General features: G+C 32.0%; 21 protein-coding genes and 1 other RNA gene. 11 read left to right on the top strand and 11 right to left on the bottom strand.

Annotation, left to right across the window (positions count from 1 at the left end):
• Window positions 1–54: 54 nt before the first annotated feature.
• The 8 genes from AC3VJB_RS05185 to AC3VJB_RS05150 all read right to left on the bottom strand — a co-directional run bounded on the left by AC3VJB_RS05185 (window position 55) and on the right by AC3VJB_RS05150 (window position 7,726).
• Complete coding sequence (locus AC3VJB_RS05185; RefSeq protein WP_047790579.1) at window positions 55–831, bottom strand: TerC family protein; 777 nt, start codon at window positions 829–831, stop codon at window positions 55–57.
• 3 nt (window positions 832–834) lie between these two features.
• Window positions 835–1,251 (bottom strand): hypothetical protein, encoded by a 417-nt coding sequence (locus AC3VJB_RS05180; RefSeq protein WP_159494876.1) that lies wholly within the window; start codon window positions 1,249–1,251, stop codon window positions 835–837.
• Complete coding sequence (purB, locus tag AC3VJB_RS05175; protein WP_159494875.1) at window positions 1,251–2,594, bottom strand: adenylosuccinate lyase; 1,344 nt, start codon at window positions 2,592–2,594, stop codon at window positions 1,251–1,253. The genes AC3VJB_RS05180 and purB overlap by 1 nt, the downstream gene beginning before the upstream one ends.
• 211 nt (window positions 2,595–2,805) lie before the next feature.
• Window positions 2,806–3,174, bottom strand: a complete 369-nt coding sequence (locus AC3VJB_RS05170; protein ID WP_167713736.1) for a hypothetical protein — start codon at window positions 3,172–3,174, stop codon at window positions 2,806–2,808.
• A 94-nt stretch (window positions 3,175–3,268) separates the two neighbouring features.
• A complete protein-coding gene (locus AC3VJB_RS05165) occupies window positions 3,269–3,991 on the bottom strand; it encodes a hypothetical protein (protein ID WP_167713737.1) in 723 nt (240 codons plus the stop codon).
• Window positions 3,979–6,060 (bottom strand): hypothetical protein, encoded by a 2,082-nt coding sequence (locus AC3VJB_RS05160; protein WP_167713738.1) that lies wholly within the window; start codon window positions 6,058–6,060, stop codon window positions 3,979–3,981. Before AC3VJB_RS05160 ends, AC3VJB_RS05165 begins: the two co-directional genes overlap by 13 nt.
• Before the next feature lie 19 nt (window positions 6,061–6,079).
• A complete protein-coding gene (locus AC3VJB_RS05155; protein WP_281979819.1) occupies window positions 6,080–7,507 on the bottom strand; it encodes a T9SS type A sorting domain-containing protein in 1,428 nt (475 codons plus the stop codon).
• Between the two features lie 66 nt (window positions 7,508–7,573).
• Window positions 7,574–7,726, bottom strand: a complete 153-nt coding sequence (locus AC3VJB_RS05150; protein WP_167713741.1) for a hypothetical protein — start codon at window positions 7,724–7,726, stop codon at window positions 7,574–7,576.
• Between the two features lie 719 nt (window positions 7,727–8,445).
• Between AC3VJB_RS05150 and AC3VJB_RS05145 the strand changes: the two genes are divergently transcribed.
• The gene (locus tag AC3VJB_RS05145; RefSeq protein ID WP_437824788.1) at window positions 8,446–9,198 is read left to right on the top strand and encodes a DUF6503 family protein; all 753 of its coding nucleotides are present in this window, start codon (window positions 8,446–8,448) and stop codon (window positions 9,196–9,198) included.
• A 62-nt stretch (window positions 9,199–9,260) separates the two neighbouring features.
• Here AC3VJB_RS05145 and AC3VJB_RS05140 read toward each other — a convergent pair whose 3' ends face one another.
• Window positions 9,261–9,452 (bottom strand): hypothetical protein, encoded by a 192-nt coding sequence (locus AC3VJB_RS05140; protein WP_047790585.1) that lies wholly within the window; start codon window positions 9,450–9,452, stop codon window positions 9,261–9,263.
• 197 nt (window positions 9,453–9,649) lie between these two features.
• On the opposite strand from AC3VJB_RS05140, the gene AC3VJB_RS05135 reads away from it, so the two are divergent.
• The 9 genes from AC3VJB_RS05135 to AC3VJB_RS05095 all read left to right on the top strand — a co-directional run bounded on the left by AC3VJB_RS05135 (window position 9,650) and on the right by AC3VJB_RS05095 (window position 20,503).
• The gene (locus AC3VJB_RS05135; RefSeq protein ID WP_231128407.1) at window positions 9,650–10,225 is read left to right on the top strand and encodes a nucleotide exchange factor GrpE; all 576 of its coding nucleotides are present in this window, start codon (window positions 9,650–9,652) and stop codon (window positions 10,223–10,225) included.
• A 70-nt stretch (window positions 10,226–10,295) separates the two neighbouring features.
• Window positions 10,296–11,420 carry a molecular chaperone DnaJ gene (gene dnaJ, locus AC3VJB_RS05130; protein ID WP_073183511.1) on the top strand — a complete coding sequence of 375 codons (1,125 nt, stop codon included), beginning with the start codon at window positions 10,296–10,298 and terminating at the stop codon, window positions 11,418–11,420.
• A gap of 187 nt (window positions 11,421–11,607) precedes the next feature.
• An RNA gene (gene rnpB, locus AC3VJB_RS05125) (RNase P RNA component class A) lies at window positions 11,608–11,918 on the top strand.
• Window positions 11,919–12,209: 291 nt separating this feature from the next.
• On the top strand, window positions 12,210–14,987 hold the full coding sequence (locus tag AC3VJB_RS05120) for a bifunctional aconitate hydratase 2/2-methylisocitrate dehydratase (RefSeq protein ID WP_394420918.1): 2,778 nt from the start codon (window positions 12,210–12,212) through the stop codon (window positions 14,985–14,987).
• 190 nt (window positions 14,988–15,177) lie between these two features.
• Entirely contained in the window at window positions 15,178–17,445 is a 2,268-nt protein-coding gene (locus AC3VJB_RS05115; protein WP_497666845.1) for an aconitate hydratase, read from the top strand.
• A 104-nt stretch (window positions 17,446–17,549) separates the two neighbouring features.
• On the top strand, window positions 17,550–18,221 hold the full coding sequence (locus AC3VJB_RS05110) for a Crp/Fnr family transcriptional regulator (protein ID WP_047790590.1): 672 nt from the start codon (window positions 17,550–17,552) through the stop codon (window positions 18,219–18,221).
• Window positions 18,222–18,297: 76 nt separating this feature from the next.
• Window positions 18,298–19,182, top strand: coding sequence for an anti-sigma factor (locus AC3VJB_RS05105; RefSeq protein WP_497666844.1), 885 nt, complete (start codon window positions 18,298–18,300; stop codon window positions 19,180–19,182).
• Between the two features lie 75 nt (window positions 19,183–19,257).
• A complete protein-coding gene (locus tag AC3VJB_RS05100; RefSeq protein ID WP_497666843.1) occupies window positions 19,258–19,953 on the top strand; it encodes a peptidoglycan DD-metalloendopeptidase family protein in 696 nt (231 codons plus the stop codon).
• A gap of 76 nt (window positions 19,954–20,029) precedes the next feature.
• Complete coding sequence (locus AC3VJB_RS05095; RefSeq protein WP_281979816.1) at window positions 20,030–20,503, top strand: DUF6495 family protein; 474 nt, start codon at window positions 20,030–20,032, stop codon at window positions 20,501–20,503.
• Here the strand turns inward: AC3VJB_RS05095 and AC3VJB_RS05090 are convergent.
• Window positions 20,498–21,190, bottom strand: coding sequence for an SIR2 family NAD-dependent protein deacylase (locus AC3VJB_RS05090; protein WP_497666842.1), 693 nt, complete (start codon window positions 21,188–21,190; stop codon window positions 20,498–20,500). The genes AC3VJB_RS05095 and AC3VJB_RS05090 overlap by 6 nt on opposite strands.
• Before the next feature lie 88 nt (window positions 21,191–21,278).
• On the opposite strand from AC3VJB_RS05090, the gene AC3VJB_RS05085 reads away from it, so the two are divergent.
• The gene (locus tag AC3VJB_RS05085) at window positions 21,279–21,950 is read left to right on the top strand and encodes a TrmH family RNA methyltransferase (RefSeq protein ID WP_497666841.1); all 672 of its coding nucleotides are present in this window, start codon (window positions 21,279–21,281) and stop codon (window positions 21,948–21,950) included.
• Here AC3VJB_RS05085 and AC3VJB_RS05080 read toward each other — a convergent pair.
• Window positions 21,943–24,270, bottom strand: coding sequence for a type IA DNA topoisomerase (locus AC3VJB_RS05080; protein WP_497666840.1), 2,328 nt, complete (start codon window positions 24,268–24,270; stop codon window positions 21,943–21,945). The genes AC3VJB_RS05085 and AC3VJB_RS05080 overlap by 8 nt on opposite strands.
• Window positions 24,271–24,293 lie beyond the last annotated feature (23 nt).

Below are 24,293 nucleotides of genomic sequence, written 5' to 3'. Positions count from 1 at the left end.
AAATGTATAAAAAACCCTGTTTGTTTTTGTACAAACAGGGTTTTTAACTTTTTTTTATTTTTTTGAGTTACCTCGCATTTTCATATTAAGCATTTCAACTAATAAAGAAAATGTTATTGCAAAATATAAATATCCTTTTGGAATTGCACCTACAGATTGCCCAAAAACAATCATGTTAGATAAGTGTGCTCCTTCAGTGATTAACATAAACCCAATTAAAATTAAAAAAGACAAGGCTAGCATTTGAATAGTAGGGTGCTTGTTTACAAAATTACTAATGGGAGTAGCGAATATTAGCATGATTAATATTGAGACAATTACGGCAATAATCATAATTATTAGCGCTCCTTGAATACCGTTGGTCATACCCACAGCAGTTAAAACTGAGTCAAAAGAAAAAACAATATCAATTAGTACTATTTGAGTAATAACATTTAGTAATGTTTTCTTCTTTTTAGAGGTGTTTGTAGCATCTTCATCTCCTTTTCCTTCCACTTTATGGTGAATTTCGCTAGTACTTTTGTATAAGAGAAATACACCTCCTGCAAATAAAATTAAACTTTGCCCTGTAACACCTACCTTTAACCAAGATAAGTCAATATTCCAAATAGGGTCTTTCATGCTTATTAAATAAGAAACTCCTAATAAAAGAAGAATTCTAAAAATCATCGCTAAAAGGAGGCCTATTCTAGCAGCTTTTTTTTGTTGATTTTCAGGGAGTTTGTTGGAGGCGATAGAGATAAATATAATGTTATCAATCCCTAGTACTACTTCTAAAAAAGTAAGAGTTAGTAAAGCTATCCAAGTATCTGCTTGTAAGAAAATTTCCATAGTTTATTGCACTTTATATACAGTTCCTTTTTGTTTAAAGTTAGAGTAGCCAATACGAGCTGTAAAATTATAAGAGCTATCGGTTACTTTAGTTATTTGAACAAATATAGGATCTTTATCTAAATCAGTTTTAGGATTTTTCATTCGCAAAGTGTATGCAAAATTATTTTTCCATTTGATGTAGAGTGTATCTATGTGTTTTATCTCCTTTTCGGTAACCAAACTATCTGTAGAAATACTTACTTTTTTGGTGTACTCTTCAATTTGCAAACTATCTTTTCTTACAATAGTTGTTTTTCCATAATTGTCACCAGCAGGAATTTCAAAGGTTCCATGAACAAAACGTGTTGGATCTCCTTTTTTGTCTGGAGTACACGAAATAGCTAAGACTAAAACTAAAAAAGTAAGTAAATATCTCATTATATACCTGTGTAATTAGATGGTGTAATTTGTTTTAATTCATTCTTAATCGCATCAGAAACCTCTAAAGTATCAATGAAGTTAGCGATAGAATCTTTGTTTATTTTTTCGTTCGTACGAGTTAATCCTTTTAAAGCTTCGTATGGATTAGGATAGGCTTCACGACGTAAAATAGTTTGAATAGCCTCAGCAACTACTGCCCAGTTATTTTCTAAATCTTCTGCAAACTTAGCCTCGTTTAATAATAACTTGTTCAATCCTTTTAACGTAGAAGCAAAACCGATTAACGTATGCCCAAAAGGAACTCCAACGTTACGTAATACCGTACTGTCAGTTAAATCACGTTGTAATCTTGAAACTGGTAACTTAGCAGATAAATGCTCAAAAATAGCGTTTGCAATTCCTAAATTTCCTTCTGAGTTTTCAAAATCAATCGGATTTACTTTATGTGGCATTGCAGAAGAACCTACTTCACCTTTTTTAATTTTTTGTTTGAAGTAGTCGTTAGAAACGTATGTCCAAACATCGCGATCTAAATCGATTAAAATTGTATTTACACGCTTCAATCCGTCGTATAAAGCTGCCATGTGGTCGTAGTGCTCAATTTGCGTGGTAGGGAAGGAGTGGTGCAATCCTAAAACCTCCTCAACGAAATGGGTTCCGAAGTTTTTCCAATCGATATCTGGATATGCAACTTTGTGTGCGTTGTAATTACCCGTAGCTCCACCAAACTTCGCGGCGTGTGGTGTGTGTTGTATGTGAATAACTTGATTGTTAATACGCTCTACAAATACAAAAAACTCTTTTCCTAAACGAGTAGGAGAGGCTGGTTGCCCGTGAGTTCTTGCTAACATTGGTACGTTTTCCCATTCTTCTGATAAATCAGCTAATTTGCAAACTAAGGTATCTAAAGTAGGGTAGTATACTTCATCCATTGCATCTTTAATAGATAATGGAATAGCGGTATTGTTAATATCTTGAGACGTTAATCCGAAGTGGATAAACTCCTTATACTTATTCAAGCTTAGCTTGTCAAACTTTTCTTTAATAAAGTACTCAACAGCTTTTACATCGTGATTGGTAACGCTTTCAATTTCTTTGATTTTTTGCGCGTCTTCTGCAGAAAAATCTTCATAAATTTTACGTAAATCAGCATATAAATCTTTGTTGAAATCGGCTAACTGAGGTAATGGAATTTCACATAAAGCAATGAAATATTCAATTTCTACTTTTACACGATATTTTATTAAAGCTTCTTCTGAAAAATAGTTCGCTAAGCTTGCTACTTTGTTACGGTATCTACCATCAATAGGAGAGATGGCGTTTAATTCTGTTAAGTTCATGTTTTGTTGTTGTGTTGAAAGGCACAAAAATAGAAAATACTTCCCTTTTTTTAGAGATAAACTACAGGAATTTTAGTACTAACAAAAAGCAATCTTATTTAGGGACAAAGAAGTATAGAAGATTTTTGTTAGAAATATTATTTGTTTATCAAGAGAATATAAACTTCATAGCATCCGTATAAAAAATGATGAGATTATTGGATCCCAATTTTTAGCTTTTCAGGTATTCTTTTTGACTCTTAGTAAGTTTGTTAGATTGGATTCCAAAGAAAGAACTGACAGAAAGAATTATCCCACCAACTATAATTAAATACCGAAAAGGTAAAGTGTTCATAAGAACAAAACCAGTTCCAATTAAAACAAGACCAATAATTAGATTGCGAAGAGCTTTTTTATAGGTTTTATATTTAATTTTTAACAGGATATCTTCGTTGTATATTTTTTCAAACTGTTTGTTGTTAATTAAGTCATTACTCTTAAGTACTTCCAACTCTTTTTTTACTTCTGAATATCTAAATTTAAATCGTTCATTTGTCAACAATTCAGAAATGTTTTTATTAATCTTATTTTGATATTCCATTTTAATTTTTATAGGTGTAGTACTAGAGTAACCTTAATTAATTTATTCTATAAAGACCTACACTTATTGGTAGGTCTTTAATTATTTTTTATGTTTAAATACTGTCTAAATAAGTAATCAATTCATTTAAAGCATTTTTACTTTCTTCTTCAAAACCCAGTAATGGTCCTAGTTTTATTAAATATTCTTTTTTAAGTTTATTAAAATCCAAGTCATTAGTAAGTTTCATTAAGACTAAAGAATGCATTAAAGGAATAATTGGAATCTTATTATCATTTTTCAGTATTCGTTCTTTTTCTTTCTTGTTTACATATTGTAAATCATCATTAGCTTTAAAAAAAAGCAAGATTTTTTCTCGAATAAAAGGGATAAGAGAATTTATAATATTTTCAATATCTTCTTCTGTATGTAATATAAAGGCCTCTGTTTTTATGTTTTCTGATTTAGAACAGATTTCACAATTTAAATTGTTCTCTGACTTAAATTTAATAGTATAAATTTCTTTATTTAAATCAACATCCGGGTAAATAGTAATTGTATCTTTATGAAACTTTGGGTTTATAAACCTACCATCATAAAATTTGTTTACAATATTCTCTACGATATCTAACCTTTTTTTAAAAGAAACAGATAGTTCTTGATGACTTATAGGATACATATCATATGTAGTAAAGTCTATTTTATCAAAACCTCCTTTATATTTCCTTATTAATTCTTGTTTAGATTTTACATATTTAAAGCCATCAGCACTAAACTCTTTAGCAAGTTTAGTACCAACTGTTTTTATTACTAAGTTTTTTGTGATTATTTTTTCCATAAAGTTTTTAATGTATTAATATCAATAACTCCATTTACACTGTGTGCTCGTAAGATTTCAGAAACTTTTATTAAGGAGCCCTGGCCAAAAATAACTTCTCCATTTACGTCCTTAAAAAGACCTTTAGATCTTACTTCTATGCTTTTTCCTGCTTTAATCGCGTCCTGAATATATTTTTGATTTTTGGTAAGCTTATTATGTACACCATATTTACTTTCATTTAATAAAAACTTTCCTGTTTTACTATTATAAATTAAATCGTCTACTATAGAAACCACTCCATTATATTTCAAATATACTTGATTAAAGACAGAATAACCGTCACTTACTTTGTAAATTGTTTTCAAATGTGAAGAAACATTTTTCTCAAAGATTCTAGCCTTTTTAAAAAGTTGTAATATTTCAGGCCAAGTTAGTTTTGCAGGTCTTGTTTTAGCAGCGTATTGAGCTAATAGTTCTTGAAATTGTGGAGTCTCAGAAGCAGGAATAAGTCCTTTGCCTTTTGGACCTGATAAGTGTCCTAATGCTATTGTTGATACAATGTACGAAGCATCTGATAAATCTGCATTAATTACAGTGTTCCATGTTTTCTCAATATCAAAATCTAATGTAGCTATTTTTATAATTCCTTTGGCAAAATCACTTATTGTTTTATTAGGATGCCCCACTAAATCTACAACAAAACCACCCAAGTCGTCAGCTGCTCTGTGTATTCCCCAAGTTATAGGTTGACTATTTCTATTGTACTTGTCTAAAACATAGTATTGATAACTTCTTTGTTCTGTGAATCTGTTGCCTTCCAAAAACCAACCTTTTCCTTTTGTATAGAAGAAGAACTTTTCATCAGGAGTTATAAAAGCAAATGCATTACCATTTTTATCAGTAAAAGCAACAGCATTTTGATGAATTCTTGAAACTCCTCCGCTTGTTTTAACAACTTGTCCAAAGTAATCAGGTTCTTCTTGTTGTAAGAACTCAGAGAGATTTTTAGGTGTACTCGTAGAGTTTAATAACTTATCTAATGCTTGATTTTTTAATCTTTCCCATTCCATTTTGGCCATATACTCACCTCCAGGTAAAGCAGGAGGTGATGTATAAGCGCTTAATAACTTGTAATAGGTTCTACCATCAAAGACTGAAAACCCTCCTGTTCTGTTTTTTATAGATAATTTTTTTATTAACTCAGGTGTAGCTTTATCTATATTATTAAACTTCTTAAACATATTATTAATATGTTCAGGAACAAGGTATGGAGGAGAGCTTAACTTTTTATACTCTTCATAATGAACTAAAAATTGTAATAAGCTTAGCCTGTCCCAAGTGTTTAAACTATTATAATGTCGGTTTTTAAGTTTAATTACTTCTGGTTCAACTCCTCTACCTATGCTTTTATACATATGGTTGTTTATATGAGTTTCAGCGATGTTCTTGCTAAAATCATCAAATAAAGGAGTCCATTTTGATTTTAAGGAATTTAAACTTCTAATATCTTTTAAGTATACCCCTTGTACTTTAATATAACCCAAGGAAGGATTATTTATATTTCCTGATTTAATTTCTGCTTCTCTTAGTTTTAATAACTTTAGCTCTTTTAAATGCTTTTCTTTGGCCTTAAATCCTCGAGATCTTAAACGAGAATATTTATCTCTAAGAGGTCTTGAAAGAGTAGCTATGTTTTTTCTTTCAGAATCTATTAAAAGTTCATTTTTAGCTTCTTCAAAATTAGAAAACGTTCTACCAAATTTTCTGTCTATAGCTGGTTTAACTACTTTGTTTATTTGGTTACTATACCATTTTTTTAAAGCTCTTTTTCTAGCAAGTCTAATCAAGTTCTCGTTAGCTATTGCATTATTAAAAGAGCCACTCCAGTTAAAACTTAAATCAGCAACTTCACAGCCACAATTTTTTGATAAAACAGGCCTTAATTCACTATATGTACCATCTGGAGCAATTAAGAATTCATCTCCAATAGTTGATTTTTCAGGTATATTTAATCTTTGGGCTTGTAAATCAATATTAAATGTACTTACTAAAAGTAGTAGTAAAAACTGTATATATATTCTTTTCATTTGTGTGTTTTTCTAGCAATTATTTTTTGATGATAATTCTTGTTTTTCTTTCTTTTCCTACTAGTATGGTTACTACATACATTCCTTTAGGTAAATCCGTTCCCTCTACATAATATTGGTATCTACCTGTTTCCTGACTAGCTAAAGGCTTTATTACTTTTTCTCGTAATCCATTCATATTGGTTATGGTAACCTTCGTATTTGCTGGCTGTTCTAATGAATAGGATACAATTACATCTTTTTCAAAAGGGTTTGGATATAGCTTTATAAAACTATCTTCTTGTTTTGAAAGTGCAGCTAAGGCTTCTTCTGAAAGCTCTTCTTCTGAGTTTTCTAATTTCTTTTTCTTCTTTAACACAAAACGAATAGGTACTCCTGATTCTTTCCAAGCACTCACATAAGTCTCTAAATTTCCTGTTAAGTAGGTTTCTGAATTAAATTGTTTGATAGAAACATCAGAAGAAAGTAATTGATGCTCTAAAACAGAAGGAATGTTTTTACTAAATGAACTATGTGGTAATTCAACAGTAACATCATTAAAATAAAGACTGTTATCTAATTTAGTAAAATCTACATTTTGTTTTTTATCAGCAATGGTCGTAGTGATATGTAATACATCACTTTCTGCATCATATTTAGCTGTAATTTTAAAAGGAATTTTGTTTTCTATATGAGTTGCTGACCAATCAAAAAACAATAAATCGCCTTCCCACATTCCGTTTAGTTGTTGTTTGGTAACCTCTACTGATGTAACTGTCTCTTCTTCATTTATAACATGCTTAATTTCCTCTGCATTTACTACTTCTGAGTTTTTAGATGCTTCACTTATGTTAGCTTCTTTTGCTGTATCAAAGTTGGTTTTTAATAACTCATTTGCTTTTGCTACATTTTTATCTACGCCATAACCGTGATAGTAACAAACTCCTAACCAATATTTCGCCATAGGATAGTCGCTCTTTTCAAACCAACTAACCGCTTTGGTATAGTCTTGTTGTATGTTTCCAAAGCCTTTTAAGTATAGGTAGCCTAATAAATAAGCTGCTTTGGTGTTCCCTAACTCAAATCCTTTTTCAAACCATTTTCTCGCTTTGTTGTAATTGAGTTTACACCCTCTACCATACTTATACAGTATTCCTAAATCGGTAGCAGCAATAGCATTGCCTTGTTTTGCAGCTGCTTTAATTAGTTTAAAAGCTTTTGTGTAACTTTCTTCTGTGGCTTCCTCTAGCAAGATACGACCCATCATAAGTTGTGCTACGGGATTTTCAGTTTCTACACAAGGAGTTAGGTATTCAATAGCTTTTTGTTTGTCTTTTGTAAAGAGTTCTTTTCCTTCCAAATGGTAATAAGCTCTGTTAATGTTGAAATCGCAATCAACTTCTTTTTCTTGTGCATTGAGTGCCGATGTACACAGAGCAATCAATGCAATAATTCTAGTAATTTTCATTTTATGTATTAATAATTAAGTTAAAATTCTTAGCAATAATATTCCACCCATACCGAAAAGGTATCGTTAGAATTTTACGTGTAGAGGCATATAATTATGAAGAACTGGAAATAAATTACATAGCTTTTTTCTGTGGTCTTCATTTTTTTGCTCTTGTGCTAGTACATGAATAGACGCAAAGCAAAGAACAACTAATAAATAGTTGAGTTTTGTTTTCATATTTGTTTAATTTTTGGGTTACAATTCTTTAAAAGAGAACAATTTTTTGAATAAAACAAGTAGGTAATAATTTACCCTACCCAAAAAGTAAAATAGTATTAGAAACTTAGTTAAGATGTACTTAATAAAAATAAATTAACATACCTTATTGAATACTACCCAACGAAACTATCAGCGAACTTCGCTGACTTTTCTTTACAGGTGTATAAGTACACTAAAACGTGTAGAGAATTGTGTAAACAAATTATGGCTAAATGTAAGAGTAAAAAGTGGTTTACCTCATGATGCGAATTATAAAAGTGTTTTTGGTATAAAGTTTTAAAAAATTTACTTGTTTTTACCTCAGCTCTCAGTAGTGTAAAAGTATTTTATGTTTCAGATTGTATTAAATAAGGCAGAGCATTTAATCATTACCTTTTAAGCATTAGATATGTATTTTTATTAAAGATAAAAAAGGCAGATTACCATTGTTAGTGTCAAATATTATCCATTTAAATCAAAGTTTCTTACTCTCTGAGGTTGTTTTGAAAATCTAATAGGTAAGTTGTCAAAATAAAAGAAACCTTTTCAAGGTATATGCAGAATCGACTGATTTAAGGTTTTTTTACTCTTCTAACGTAAGTTTTTATACTTTTATATCTAACTTTTAATTTTTTAAAAAAAATTGTAATGAAGAAACTAAAGTAACGACCAAGCTGCTTTAACTTAAATGAATCATTATGAAAAAAAGAATAACACTTGTTATTTTACTATTACAAACAATAATTTTTGTAGCTCAAGAGAAAGACTTTACGTCTTCAATAGAAAAAGCGCATCATAAAAAAACTTTTATGAATCAAAAGTATTTAAAGTATGATATAGACATAACTTTTGGTGGAAAAAATCGCTTAACAGGAACAATAACACAAGAACCAGGTGGAGGTAAAATAAAGATAGAGAAAAATAATGGAGAAATAATACTTTTTGACGGAAAAGAAGTGTATTCAGTTGGAATAAAAGAGAAAGATTTAGCAGCAGCAAGGTTTGATATTTTTACATGGTCATATTTTTTAGGGTTACCTTATAAACTAAACGACGATGGAACTATTTGGTCTAATTTTGAAGAAAATAAATGGGGAACTAAAAACTTTGATACAGGTAAACTAACCTTTGCTTCTGGAACAGGTGATGCACCAGACGACTGGTATGTAATTTATAAAAATCCTAGTACAAACTTTTTAGAAGGAGCGGCGTATATTGTTACTTTTGGTAAAGGAAAGGAAAAAGCAGAAAAAGAACCGCATGCTATTAAGTATAACAATATCGAATTAGTTAATTCAATTCCTTTTGCAACTAATTGGACTTTTCATATGTGGTCATTAAAAAACGGATATGAAGAAGAGATAGGAGAGGTTAAGTTATCAAACATAAAGTTTATTGAAGAAGCAGAATTTGTTATACCTACAAAGGCTAAATTAGTTAAACCTTTATAAAGGTATAAATTTATAATGAAGTAAAAAGCTGTTATTTTAAAAATAACAGCTTTTTTATTTCTCTACATTTCTTCACTACAAGTGTACTCTTGTGTACAAGCAAAATATTGATGACAATAAATAGGACCTGTAACGCTTCCTGAGCAGTCACATCCACATTTATTAAGATCAATAGCAGCACCACCTGTTAAGTTCTTTTGTTGGTTCTTTGAAAGAACGGTAACTCCTGAAATGTTTAAAAAATTCTGTTTCATAATGAGGGACTTTTTATGTTATAAATTAATTAATAAAAATTTCTTAAATATATAGTTTTGAAATCTTTGAACAAAATATAAATATATTTTTTTTTGAACTTTATACTATGGTTTTCTTTGAGAAGTTATGTTGCAATGTCATTATGACACATTTCTTTTATTGGCAATATTATTGTTAATCAAAAAGTGTTAAATACATGAAACGATTTACAATGAGTAAAGATCAATATACAAAAGAAGACGAAATTAACGACGCTATTAAAAATGGCGACTTAGGAGAGAATCAAGAAGAAACTCAAGAAAATAAAGAGGTTGAAGCTAAAGAAGAGCCAACGGCAGAAGAATTAATTCAAGCAGAGAAAGATAAATATTTGCGTTTATTTGCAGAGTTTGAAAACTATAAAAAACGTACTTCAAAAGAACGTATTGAACTTTTTAAAACTGCAAGTCAAGAATTAATGACAGCTTTACTGCCAATTATGGATGATTTTGATAGAGGTTTGGCAGAAATTAAAAAAACAGAAGACTCTGAGTTATTAAAAGGTATGGAACTTATTAATAATAAGTTTAAAAACACCTTAACTCAAAAAGGGTTAACTGAAATAGAAGTAAAACCAGGAGATGATTTTGATGCAGAAGTTCATGATGCAATAACACAAATACCAGCACCTTCAGATGAATTAAAAGGAAAAATTATAGATTGTGTGGAGAAAGGATATAAGCTAGGAGATAAAATTATTCGTCACCCTAAAGTAGTAATGGGGCAAGCGTAAAACAATCATCATTAATACAACTATTGGTCACTAACGATACTTACTTACTAATAGTTGAACATTGAAAGTTATGGCAAAACAAGATTATTACGAAATATTAGGATTATCAAAATCAGCATCAAAAGCTGAAATTAAAAAGGCATATCGTAAGATGGCTATTAAATACCATCCAGATAAAAACCCTGACGATAAAGAAGCTGAAGAAAAATTCAAACTAGCCGCAGAAGCTTATGAGGTGTTAAGTGACGACAACAAAAAAGCTCGTTACGATCAGTACGGTCATGCTGCTTTTGAAGGAGGTCATGGAGGCTTCGGTGGTGGAGGTATGAATATGGATGATATATTTAGCCAATTTGGAGATATTTTCGGAGGAGCATTCGGAGGAGGTTTCGGTGGTTTTGGTGGTGGAGGTCACCGTCAAGCACGAGTTAAAGGTAGTAACTTACGTATCCGTGTAAAGTTAACACTAGAAGAAATTGCCAAAGGTGTAGAAAAGAAGGTAAAAGTTCGTAGGAAAGTTCAAGCAGACGGAGTAACCTATAAAACATGTTCAACATGTAATGGTAGCGGACAACAAATGCGTGTTACCAATACTATTTTAGGTAGAATGCAAACAGCTACTACTTGTAGTACCTGTCATGGAGCAGGAGAGATGCTAGATAAAAAACCAAGTGGAGCAGATGCACAAGGAATGGTAGTAAAAGAAGAAACCGTTTCTATCAATATTCCAGAGGGTGTTACAGAAGGTGTACAATTAAAAGTAGGAGGTAAAGGAAATGAAGCTCCAGGTAAAAACTCAATTCCAGGAGATTTATTAGTGTTAATTGAAGAAGTACCACACGAAAATTTAAAGCGTGAAGGTAGTAATATTCACTACGATTTATATATTAATTTTTCAGAAGCAGTTTTAGGAGTATCAAAAGAAATAGAAACTGTTACAGGAAAAGTAAAGATTAAGATAGAACCAGGAACGCAATCAGGTAAGATTTTACGTTTAAAAGGAAAAGGATTACCAAGTATTGAGCGTTATGGTAATGGAGATTTCTTAATTCATATAAATGTATGGACTCCACAAGAACTAACGAAAGATCAACGTAAGTTTTTTGAGGAAATGCAAGAAGATGAGAACTTTAGCCCAAACCCTCAGAAATCAGACAAATCTTTCTTTGAAAAGGTTAAAGACATGTTTTCTTAAAAAAATCATAAAAAAGATAATTTTTTTAAATAAAATTTTTTTTAAACGAAAAACAGTTATATATTTGCAGTGTCTAGGAGACGTTCTAGACACTTTTTCTTTTTCATAGCAATTTTCCCACTCAATTCTTTTGAGTGGGTTTTTTTATGAATAGAGGTGTGAACTTTTATTTGATTATAACAATATAATAGCAGACCTATCTTATCGACTTGTAGAAAATATAAGTAGGAAAGTCTGGACACCATAGAGTAGCATAGCGGATAACATCCGTCCGGTGTAAACCGAGGACAAGTGCAACAGAAAGAATGTACAGGTAATGCTGTAGTGAAACCAGGTAAACTCTATGCGGTGCAATGCCATGTACATTAGAGCTTGAGCGCTACTCGCGCGATTCTAAGGGGTAGGCAGATTGATTCTGAGAGTAATTTCAGAACTAGATAAATGATAAGAACCTTATTTTTTAAGGGACAGAATCCAGCTTATGGGTCTGCTTTTTTTCCTATTTAGAATCATTATAGCATTTTTTTTTAATACACTTAAAAATAGTGAATTATCAATTTGATAATTATTGCGTGTTTTTACACTTGTTTTTTTGGTATATTTTTAAAAATAGGTCTTTCTAATTAAATTAATTTGCTTTTTTGACTGTTTTGTTGTTTATTTTTAAAATTGAGGTTAAAATATTACTTTTGCTAAGCAAAAATTAACAGGATAAAGCTGTAAAAGAACGGTTTTAATACGTAATAACTTTTACTATTTCCTTCTAAATATTTAAAAACAAAACTTTTTATGAACACATACTCAGATTACCTAAAGGAGATTGAAGTAAGAAAAGGTCAAGGTCTTCACCCTAAACCTATCGATGGAAGTGAATTGTTAACTGAAATCATCTCACAAATTAAAGATGTAAACAATCCTCACAGAAAAGACTCTCTTAATTTCTTTATCTATAATGTTTTACCGGGTACAACAAGTGCTGCAGGCGTAAAAGCAAACTTTTTAAAAGAAATTATTCAAGGTGAATCTGTAGTAGAAGAGATAACTCCTGCTTTTGCTTTTGAACAATTAGGACACATGAAAGGTGGTCCATCTGTTGAAGTGTTATTAGATTTAGCACTTGGAAATAATGCTGATATTGCCGTTGAAGCAGCAAAAGTATTAAAAACTCAAGTTTTCTTATATGAAGCAGATACAGAAAGATTAGAAAAAGCATATAAAGATGGCAATGTAATAGCTAAAGAATTAATAGAAAGCTATGCTAAGGCAGAATTCTTTACTAAGTTACCAGAAGTAGAAGAAGAAATAAAAGTAGTAACTTTTGTTGCAGGTGTAGGTGATATTTCTACCGATTTATTATCTCCTGGAGCAGACGCTCACTCTAGATCTGATCGTGAGTTACACGGACAATCTATTTTTGAGCATGATAAAGAAATGCAACAGCAATTATTAGCATTAAAAGAACAACACCCAGATAAGCGTGTAATGTTAATTGCTGAGAAAGGAACTATGGGAGTTGGATCTTCTCGTATGTCTGGAGTAAATAATGTGGCATTATGGACAGGTGTTCCTTCTTCTCCATACGTACCATTTATCAATATTGCGCCAGTAATTGCCGGTACTAATGGTATAGCACCTATTTTCTTAACCACAGTTGGAGTAACCGGAGGAATTGGAATCGATTTAAAAAACTGGGTAAAACAAAAAGATGAAAACGGTAATACAGTTGTAGATAAAGATGGAGAACCAATTTTAAAAGAGATGTATTCTGTTAAAACTGGAACTGTTTTAACAATCAATACAAAAGAGAAAAAATTATATAACGGAGATCAAGAGTTAAAAGATATTTCTACTGCTTTAACTCCTCAAAAGATGGAGTTTATTAAGGCTGGAGGATCTTATGCTGTAGTTTTCGGTAAAAAATTACAAACTTTTGCCTGTAAAGCTTTAGGTATTGATATTCCTCAAGTATATGCAGCATCAAAAGAAATCTCTATTGAAAACCAAGGTTTAACAGCTGTTGAGAAAATTTTCAATAAAAATGCTGTTGGAACTACACCAGGTAAGACATTACATGCAGGTTCTAACGTTCGTGTAGAAGTAAACATTGTAGGGTCTCAAGATACTACAGGTTTAATGACGTCTCAAGAATTAGAGATGATGGCAGCTACGGTAATTTCACCAATTGTAGATGCTGGTTACCAATCGGGGTGTCACACAGCTTCTGTTTGGGATGATAAGTCAAAAGCGAATATTCCTCGTTTAATGAAATTTATGAACGACTTCGGTTTAATTACTGGGCGTGATCCAAAAGGTCAATATCATGCAATGACAGATGTAATTCATAAAGTATTAAATGATATTACTGTTGATGATTGGGATATTATTATTGGTGGAGATTCTCACACTCGTATGTCTAAAGGAGTTGCTTTTGGTGCCGATTCAGGTACAGTAGCATTGGCTTTAGCAACAGGAGAGGCAACTATGCCAATTCCAGAGTCAGTTAAAGTAACCTTCAAAGGAAATATGAGAAGCTTTATGGATTTCCGTGACGTGGTACACGCTACGCAACAACAAATGTTAAAGCAATTTGATGGCGAAAACGTATTCCAAGGGCGTGTTATTGAGGTACACATTGGTACCTTAACTTCAGATCAAGCCTTTACATTTACAGACTGGACTGCTGAGATGAAGGCAAAAGCTTCTATCTGTATTTCAGAAGAAGAAACGTTAATTGAATCTTTAGAAATTGCAAGAGATCGTATCCAAATCATGATTGATAAAGGTATGGATAACGAAAAGCAAATGTTACAAGGTTTAGTTGATAAAGCCAATAACAGAATTCAAGAGCTTAAAACTGGTACAAAACCAGCTTTAAAACCAGATGCTGATGCGAATTATTACGCAGAAGTAGTTATTGATTTAGATGAAATTGCTGAACCAATGATTGCAGACCCTGATGTAAATAATGAAGATGTTTCTAAACGTTACACACATGATACTATTCGTCCATTATCTTTTTATGGAGGAACTAAAAAAGTAGATTTAGGTTTCGTAGGATCTTGTATGGTACACAAAGGAGATATGAAAATTTTAGCTCAAATGTTAAAAAATATTGAATCTCAACAAGGAGAAGTAAAATTTAACGCTCCGTTAGTAGTAGCACCTCCAACCTATAACATTGTTGATGAATTAAAAGCAGAGGGCGATTGGGAAGTGTTACAGAAGTACTCAGGTTTTGAATTTGATGATAATGCTCCAAAAGGCTTAGCACGTACAAAGTATGAAAACATGCTATATTTAGAGCGCCCAGGTTGTAACTTATGTATGGGTAACCAAGAAAAAGCAGAACCAGGAGATACGGTAATGGCAACATCTACACGTTTATTCCAAGGAAGAGTTGTAAAAGATTCAGGAGAGAAAAAAGGAGAATCACTATTATCTTCAACACCAGTTGTTGTTTTGTCTACTATCTTAGGAAGAACTCCAACTATGGAAGAGTACGAAAAAGCAGTTGATGGTATTGTTTTAACTAAGTTTAAGCCATCTCAAAAGCAGTTAGTAGTATAATTTATTTATTAAATAAAGTAACTAAAAGCTCAAGTATAATACTTGAGCTTTTTTTATACTGTTAACTACATATAAAATTAGAAAATCTATTATAGATAATAACTATTTAAACTCATTATAATTATATAGTAGCTTCATTTCTATACTATTTTTTTTTGGTAAATTCGTAGGATAACAAAAATTAATAAATATGGCTTTTGATATAGAAATGATAAAAGAGGTATACAGTAAAGTAGTAGAACGAGTAGATACTGCAAGAAAAATTACTGGAAAACCCTTAACATTAGCAGAGAAAATTTTATACACACATCTTTGGGATGGAACACCAACGAAAGCTTTCGAAAGAGGAAAGGATTATGTTGATTTTGCTCCAGATCGTATCGCTTGTCAAGATGCAACAGCACAAATGGCATTGTTACAGTTTATGCAAGCAGGAAAAGATAAAGTAGCTGTACCAACAACGGTGCATTGCGATCATTTAATTCAGGCAAAAGTAGGTGCTTCAACAGATTTGCAAACAGCATTAAATAATTCAAACGAAGTTTTTAATTTCTTAGAGTCAGTTTCTAATAAATATGGAATTGGTTTCTGGAAACCAGGAGCGGGAATTATTCACCAAGTAGTCTTGGAAAACTACGCTTTTCCGGGAGGAATGATGATTGGTACAGATTCTCATACGGTAAATGCAGGAGGTTTAGGAATGGTAGCTATTGGTGTTGGAGGTGCAGATGCTGTAGATGTTATGGCAGGAATGCCTTGGGAATTAAAGTTTCCTAAGTTGATAGGTGTGAAGTTAACAGGTAAATTATCTGGATGGACAGCACCAAAAGATGTTATTTTAAAAGTTGCAGAAATTTTAACAGTTAAAGGAGGAACAGGTGCTATTGTAGAGTATTTTGGACCTGGTGCAACAGCAATGTCGTGTACAGGAAAAGGAACTATTTGTAATATGGGGGCAGAAATTGGAGCAACAACCTCTACTTTTGGTTACGATGAATCTATGGAGCGTTATTTACGAGCAACAGATAGAAGTGATGTAGCAGATGCAGCAAATGAAATAAAAGAATACTTAACGGCAGATGCTGAAGTATATGCAAACCCTGAACAATATTTTGACCAGGTAATTGAAATTAATCTATCAGAATTAGGCCCTTTATTAAACGGACCTTTTACGCCAGATTTATCTACTCCAGTAGGAAAGGAAATGACGGAGAAAGCTCAAGCAAACGATTGGCCATTGCAGGTAGAATGGGGATTGATAGGTTCTTGTACAAACTCTTCTTATGAAGATCTATCGCGTGCGGCTTCTATTGCACAACAAGCAATAGACAAAGGATTGAAAACAAAAGCAGAGTTTGGTATAAACCCAGGGTCTGAGCAAGTACGTTATACTGCTGAAAGAGATGGTATCTTACAAGTTTTTGAAAACTTAGATGCAAAAATATTTACTAACGCGTGCGGACCATGTATTGGTCAGTGGGGACGTTATGAAGACCCGAAGAATGCTCCTAAAAATTCAATAGTACACTCATTTAATAGAAACTTTGCAAAGCGCGCCGATGGTAATCCAAATACACATGCCTTTGTTGCTTCTCCAGAATTAACCGCAGCCATTGCTATTGCAGGTCGTTTAGATTTTAATCCATTATCAGATAAGTTAATTAATGAAGATGGAGAAGAAGTGATGTTAGACGAACCTACAGGTTGGGAATTACCACCAAAAGGATTTGAAGTTGACGATAATGGATATTTAGCTCCAGAAGAAGATGGTAGTGATGTTGAAGTTGTAGTAGATCCAAATTCTGAACGATTAGAATTGTTAACTCCATTTACACCAATTGGAGATGAAATAAAAGGAGCTAAATTATTAATTAAAGCTCACGGTAAATGTACTACAGATCATATTTCTATGGCAGGACCATGGTTACGTTATCGTGGTCATTTAGATAACATTTCTAATAACTGTTTAATAGGGGCTGTAAATGCCTTTAATAAGCAAACTAACTTTGTAAAAAGTCAGTTAACAGGTGAATATGATGCAGTACCAAAAACACAAAGAGCGTATAAAGCGAAAGGAATTCCAACTATAGTTGTAGGTGATCATAATTATGGAGAAGGGTCTTCTCGTGAGCATGCAGCTATGGAGCCTCGTCATTTAGGTGTAGTAGCAGTTTTAGTAAAGTCTTTTGCTCGTATTCATGAAACAAATCTAAAAAAACAAGGAATGTTAGGGTTAACATTTGACAACGAAAATGACTATGATTTAATTCAAGAAGATGACACGTTCAACTTTTTAGATTTAAACGAGTTTGCTCCAGACAAACCATTAACAATAGAAGTTGTTCATGCAGACGGTTCAAAAGATATTATTATTACAAATCATACATATAATAAAGGGCAAATAGAGTGGTTTAAAGAAGGTTCAGCTTTAAACTTAATAAAAAAGCAAAACGCTTAAAAGGCTACTCGCAAAATAAAGGTAAAAAAAGCTCTGGAAAACTCCAGAGCTTTTTTTGTAATGTATTTTTAGCTTTTTCGACTTAAAATTTAAAAGTAAAAACTATGAGTGCACTTTGGTATTTTGAAGATGTTAACTTATTTAAAATATTATGCCCACATAAATATCCTGCCTATAAAGAAACACATACTTTAAGTCTTTATAAAAAGAAAGACTATATCTATTTTGAAGAAGATGTCGCAAATAAAATTTATTTAATAGATAAAGGAAAGGTTAAACTAGGTTATTATACAGAAGAAGGAGAAGAAGTAATTAAGGCTATTTTAACCAAAGGAGAAATATTTGGAGAAAAAGCTATTTTGGGTATTGAAAAACGAAATGAATTTGCTCAATCTATAGATAATACAACAGAAATTTGTCCAGTATCACGAGAAACTATGTATTCTTTGATGAGAGATAATATACCTGTAAGTTTTAAGATTTATAAATTTATTGGTTTGAGAATAAAAAAGTTAGAAAGAAGACTTCAGTTATTATTATTTAAAGACACACGTACTCGCTTATTAGAGTTTTTTAAAGAGTTGTGTGAAGAATATGGACATGAATGTGAAAAAACTGGAGATCAAGTAATAGAACACCCATATACACAAAAAGATATAGCAACACTTATAGGTACTTCAAGGCCAACTTTAAACACCTTAATGAACGAGTTAAAAGAAGAAAAAATTATTAATTTTAATAGAAAGGAGATACGACTACTTAAAAAAATAGCGTAAGTGTAAGCTAGCTAACATTTTATTAGAAAAACTGCAAGTAACTTTGTTTTTGTATAAACTCAAAATTACAAAAACAATGAAAAAAATACTTTTAACAATAGCAGCAGTAAGTGCGTTAACTTTTGTTGCCTGTAATGATGATGACGATAATACACCAAAAACATCAAACTTAAGTTTAAATGTTAATGGTCTAGAGAATTTAGGAACTGATTATGTGTATGAAGGTTGGATAATTGTAGGAGGAGCTCCTGTATCAACAGGAACTTTTAATGTAAATGATTCAGGAGAATTGTCTGAAAGCTCTTTTGTAGTTGATTCTGACATGCTATCAGCAGCAACTACATTTGTTTTAACCATTGAACCAGCAAACAACCCAGATCCAGCACCAGCAAATACTAAAATGCTAGCAGGAGATTTTTCAGGAAACTCAGCAGGAATATCATCTACAGGAATTGTAGGAGACTTTTCAACTTCAACAGGTAAATACATTTTAGCTACCCCAACTGATGGAATGATGAATAATGAAAGAAGTGGTATTTGGTTTTTAGACTTAACAGGAGGGAGTCCTGCAACAGGACTTTCTTTACCAACTTTACCTGAGGGCTGGAAATATGAAGGTTGGGTAGTTATTAATGGTACGCCAATTAGTACAGGAACTTTTACAGATGTAGCAATGGCAGATGATAATGCAACAACAACACCATTTAAAGGTAATGAAAATAATGGACCAGGATATCCGGGAGAAGATTTTATACAAAATGCTCCAGATGGATTTATTTTTCCAACAGATTTAAGAGGAACAACAGCTGTTATTTCTGTTGAACCCTATCCAGATAACAGTCCAGCCCCATTTACATTAAAACCTTTAGCACATGGAGTACCAGCAGATGCAGAAGATCATGTAACATTTGATATGGAAGCAGGACCTGTTAGAGAAATTAGCGGAACAGTAACACGATAGAATAATTTGTGTAATTTACATATGTTAGAGTAATCAATTATCTTTGATTACTCTTTTTTATATATAAAACTATTTATGACAGATTTTTTTAAGAATATATCTCAAAAACCATTGCATGTAATTAATGCTAACATATTTTTTAATGAGTACATTCCAATTTCAATAGCTGCATCTAACAAAGAGTTAACTTTTGACGTTTCTTCATCAAAAGAATGGGAAGCATATTTAGAAAACTACTTTTTTAAACATAAAAAAACAGTTGCTTTTGGAGGATATTTAGAAGTAAGAGATATTTATAACAGAAGTGAACATTTTAATAAATTATCAGAAGAAAATCAACGAAATATTCATTTGGGAGTTGATTTGTGGTGTGATGCAGGTACAGATATTTTAGCAGTATTAGATGGAGAAATTCATAGTTTTAAAAACAATGTAAACTATGGAGATTATGGACCAACAATTATAATCAAACATTCAATAGAAGGAAATGAATTTTATTCATTGTATGGTCATTTATCCTTAGAATCTTTAGAAGACATATCAGTTGGTAAAAAAGTTAAACAAGGAGAGAAAATTGGAACTTTAGGAGATAGTTCTGTAAATGGAGATTATGCTCCGCATTTACACTTTCAGTTAATAATAGATATTAAAGATTATTATGGAGATTATCCAGGAGTGTCTTCAAAAAAGACGTTGGATTTTTACAAGCAAAATTGCCCTAATCCTAATTTATTATTAAAATTGCCCCATGAAACCCTCATAGAGGGATGATGCAAAACAATATAATCGCCCTAAGTAAAGAAAATGAATAAAAGCTAGGGTCAGTTAATTAATAAAATTTAAACATTTGAAATATAGACAACTTACAAAAGAGCAGTTTGAAGGATTACACGAAGAGTTTGCACGTTTTTTAGCATCACAAAACATTGATAAAAAAGAATGGGATGAATTAAAAAAAGAGAAACCACATGTGGCAGAAGATGAAATGAATGTATTTAGCGATGTTGTTTGGGATGATGTATTAACCAAAACAGAGTACTTAGAACATTTTTCTCCAAATTTAGTAAACCTATTTAAATGCGAAGAAAAAGAAATGCATCGCATTGTGATAAAAATTGATAAAGAGGTTAATGTTTTAGAGCAAGAAGGATTTGAATGGCTATTAAAAAATCCAAATGATGAAGCAATTGAGTTTTTAAGAGGCTCAAAAGCATATCAAGAAGAAAGAAATGTTGAAATTTTTGACTTAATTGAGAAAGGAAGTACTATTTCTAAAGGAGAACTGTACGAGTATTTTGATCGCTTAACATCAAACTCATAAAGCCTTATTAAGTATTGTAATTAACTTATCAGTACCAGAACTAGCAACGTCTTCAATAATAGTTAAGTTATTGAAGACGTTTTTATTTACAGCAGGTTTAGGATCTATAAAATAAATTGGTGTGTTATGCTGTACATAGTTAACCAAACTAGCCGCAGGATATACTTGCATAGAAGTCCCTATAATTACTAAAATATCAGCTTGTAAAGTAATTTCAGCAGCTTTTTCCAATAAAGGGACATCTTCACCAAACCAAACAATATGTGGGCGTAATTGAGCATTTTCTTCACATACATCACCCATAACAATATCTTTATTCCAATTATAAACAAGATGTTTGTTTTTAGTACTGCGAGCTTTTAATAGTTCGCCATGTAGGTGTATTACATTTTTGTTTCCTGCTCTTTCGTGTAAATCATCTACGTTTTGCGTAATAATATCAACTTCAAAATTATTTTCTAAAGAAACTAGGTTATGATGTGCTTTATTGGGAGAAACTTCTAAAAGTTGTCTTCTACGTTGGTTATAAAAACCTAACACTAACTCAGGATTAGCACGAAACCCTTGTGGAGAAGCTACCTCATAAATATCATGACCTTCCCATAAACCATCAGCATCCCTGAAAGTTTTAATACCGCTTTCAGCACTAATACCAGCACCTGTTAATACAACCAATCGTTTTTTCATAAATATAAATTTTGTTGCAAGTTTAAGAAAATAAATACTGGGCTATCGCTCTGCGCTTAAAAATAGGAAAAATTACTATGTTTGTTGTATGATTGATGAAGGATTATTAGCCTATTTAGAAGGCTACATTACTGAGAAAAGAAAAGAAACCTTTTATAAGGTTTTAAATGAACGCACACGTCATTTCACGGTAGTGTTAGAAGATATTTACCAACCACACAATGCCAGTGCGGTGGTGAGAAGTTGCGATATTTTTGGAGTACAAGATGTGTATGCAATTGAAAATAAGTTTACGAACAAGGTTTCAAGACATGTAGCAAAAGGAAGCCAGAAATGGTTAGACATCCACCGATATAAAGAAGATGGAGACAATACCAAAGCCTGTTTAGAAGATTTACGAGCAAAAGGATACCAAATTATAGGAACCACTCCACATACTGATTCTTGTATTTTACCTGATTTTGATGTGACAAAAAAGTCGGCATTTGTTTTTGGAGCTGAAAAAGATGGGATTTCAGATTATATCAAACAAGAAGCGGATGGGTTTTTAAAAATACCAATGGTAGGTTTTACCGAGAGTTTAAACATATCAGTAGCAGCAGCTATTACTTTACAAGATGTAACTACACGTTTGAAAAGAACAGATATGCATTGGCAACTTTCAGAAGAAGAAAAGAAAGTATTGTACTTTAAATGGATAAAAAATACGATTAAAAATCCAGAGAAACTGATAGAGTACTATTATAAAGAACTTACTTAGAAGTCAATATTTTACATACTAATTCTTTGGTTAACGGTTGTCCGTTAGCCATTTTTTTGATGTTTTCAAAAGTAAACACAAAGCCACAACCATTTTTATACTCAGAACATCCGTAAGCAGATTTTCCTTTTAAAACAGTTCCTTTATTACATTTAGGGCAGGTTATTTTTTCACTGTCATTACGAGGAGTTTGTGACGAAGTAATCTCTTCTTTTGTAGTAATTCCTTTTTTTGGTTCAAATTTTAAATTGAAGTTATCATCAAAACGAACCAAACCTTCAACTTTTTCACCTTTTTGTTTGAAGCCTTTTAAATTGGTTGTACATCCTTTATCAAGTAAACGAATTAGTTGGTTTTCGGATATTTTTTTGTCCATAAATTCAAAAGCCAGTGTAAAATCACAACCATTTTTATAAGCAGAACAGCCATAAGCAGCACTTCCTTTTAATAATTGACCTTTTTTACATTTTGGACATTCTTTACCAACAACGGTTTTCTTTTTAGAAGCTGTTTTTTTTGGCGGTTGTTTTGTTTTTTGAGCTTCGTAAGAAATTCGTTTGGTTTTAGAACTCGAACGAACTTCATAGACCAAATCGTCTACCATTTTTTTCATTTGATTGATAAACGTAGCAGCATGGTATTCACCACGTTCAATTTCTTTCAAACGTTTTTCCCAGAGCCCTGTTAATTCAGCAGATTTTAAAAGTTCATTGTCAATTAAATCAATTAAATCAATACCAGTTTGGGTAGGAATAATTAACTTTTTTTGGCGTTCAATATATTTTCTTCTAAATAACGTTTCAATAATACTCGCACGTGTGGATGGTCGTCCAATACCATTTTCTTTCATCAATTCACGCATTTCATCATCATCTACTTGCTTCCCAGCAGTTTCCATGGCACGTAACAAGCTCGCTTCGGTATAATTACGAGGTGGTTTGGTTTCTTTTTCTAAAAAAGAAGGTTCGTGCGGACCTTTTTCTCCTTTTTCAAAAGTTGGAAGCACATCTTTCTCTTCTGTTTTTTTAGAATCGTTTCCATATTCAAAAACAGCTCGCCAACCTTTGGTAAGTATTTCTTTTCCTGAAGTTCTAAAAGGCACTTTATCAGCTTCACCTTTAACTTCGGTTTTTGAAATATCGCTATCAGGATAAAACACGGCAATAAATCGTTTTACAATAATATCATATACCTGTTGTTGGTTGTATTGCAGATTGATTTCTACTCCTGTAGGAATAATAGCATGGTGATCGGTAACCTTTTTATCGTTAAAAACTTTACTTGATTTACGTATTTTTTTTCCTAATAAAGGTTGTGTTAACGAAGCATATTGTTTTAGTCCTTTTAAAATATTTGGAACCTTAGGATAAATATCATTCGGTAAAAAAGTAGTATCCACTCTAGGGTATGTAACTACTTTCATTTCGTATAATTTCTGAACAATTTTTAAGGTTTCATCTGCTGAAAACCCAAATTTGTTGTTGCAGTATACCTGTAAACCTGTTAAGTCAAAAAGTTTAGGTGCGTATTCTTTTCCTTTTTTCTTAGTAACCGAGGTTATTTCAAAATCACTTTCTTTTACCTTGTCGGCAAAAGCTTGTCCGTCTTCTTTCTTTAAAAAGCGACCTTCTTCACAACTAAATAAAGTTTCACGATATTGCGTTTGTAACTCCCAATAAGGTTCAGGTTTAAAGTTTTGAATTTCCTTATAACGATCTACCAACATAGCTAGGGTAGGAGTTTGTACCCTACCAATAGATAACACTTGTTTGTAACCGCCAAATTTTACAGTGTACAAACGAGTAGCATTTAAACCTAATAGCCAATCACCAATAGCACGAGAAAATCCCGCATAATATAAATTATTATAATCGTCGTTGTCTTTTAGGTTTTCAAACCCTTCTTTAATTGCTTCTTCCGTTAGAGAAGAAATCCATAACCGTTGAATTTTACCTTTGTAATTTGCTTGATTGATAACCCATCGTTGAATGAGTTCTCCTTCTTGCCCAGCATCCCCGCAGTTGATAACCACATCGGCTTTTTCAAATAAAGACTTAACAATTTTGAACTGTTTCTGAATACCACTATCATTAGTAACTTTCGTTTCAAAACGCTCAGGAAGCATCGGTAGGTTATTTAAATCCCAGCTTTTCCAGTGCGGTTTGTAGTCTTTAGGCTCTAAAAGTGTGCATAAATGACCAAATGTATACGTAACTGCATAGCCGTTCCCTTCGAAATATCCATCTCGTTTGGTACTGGCTCCTAAGATATTAGCAATCTCACGGGCTACACTAGGTTTTTCGGCGATACAAACTTTCATGAAAGTAATTTAGAGGGTCGAAA

The organism is Tenacibaculum sp. TB-53, from assembly GCF_059716285.2.
The sequence above is the reverse complement of the archived record's forward strand: the minus strand, read 5'-3'. Positions and strand labels throughout refer to the sequence as shown.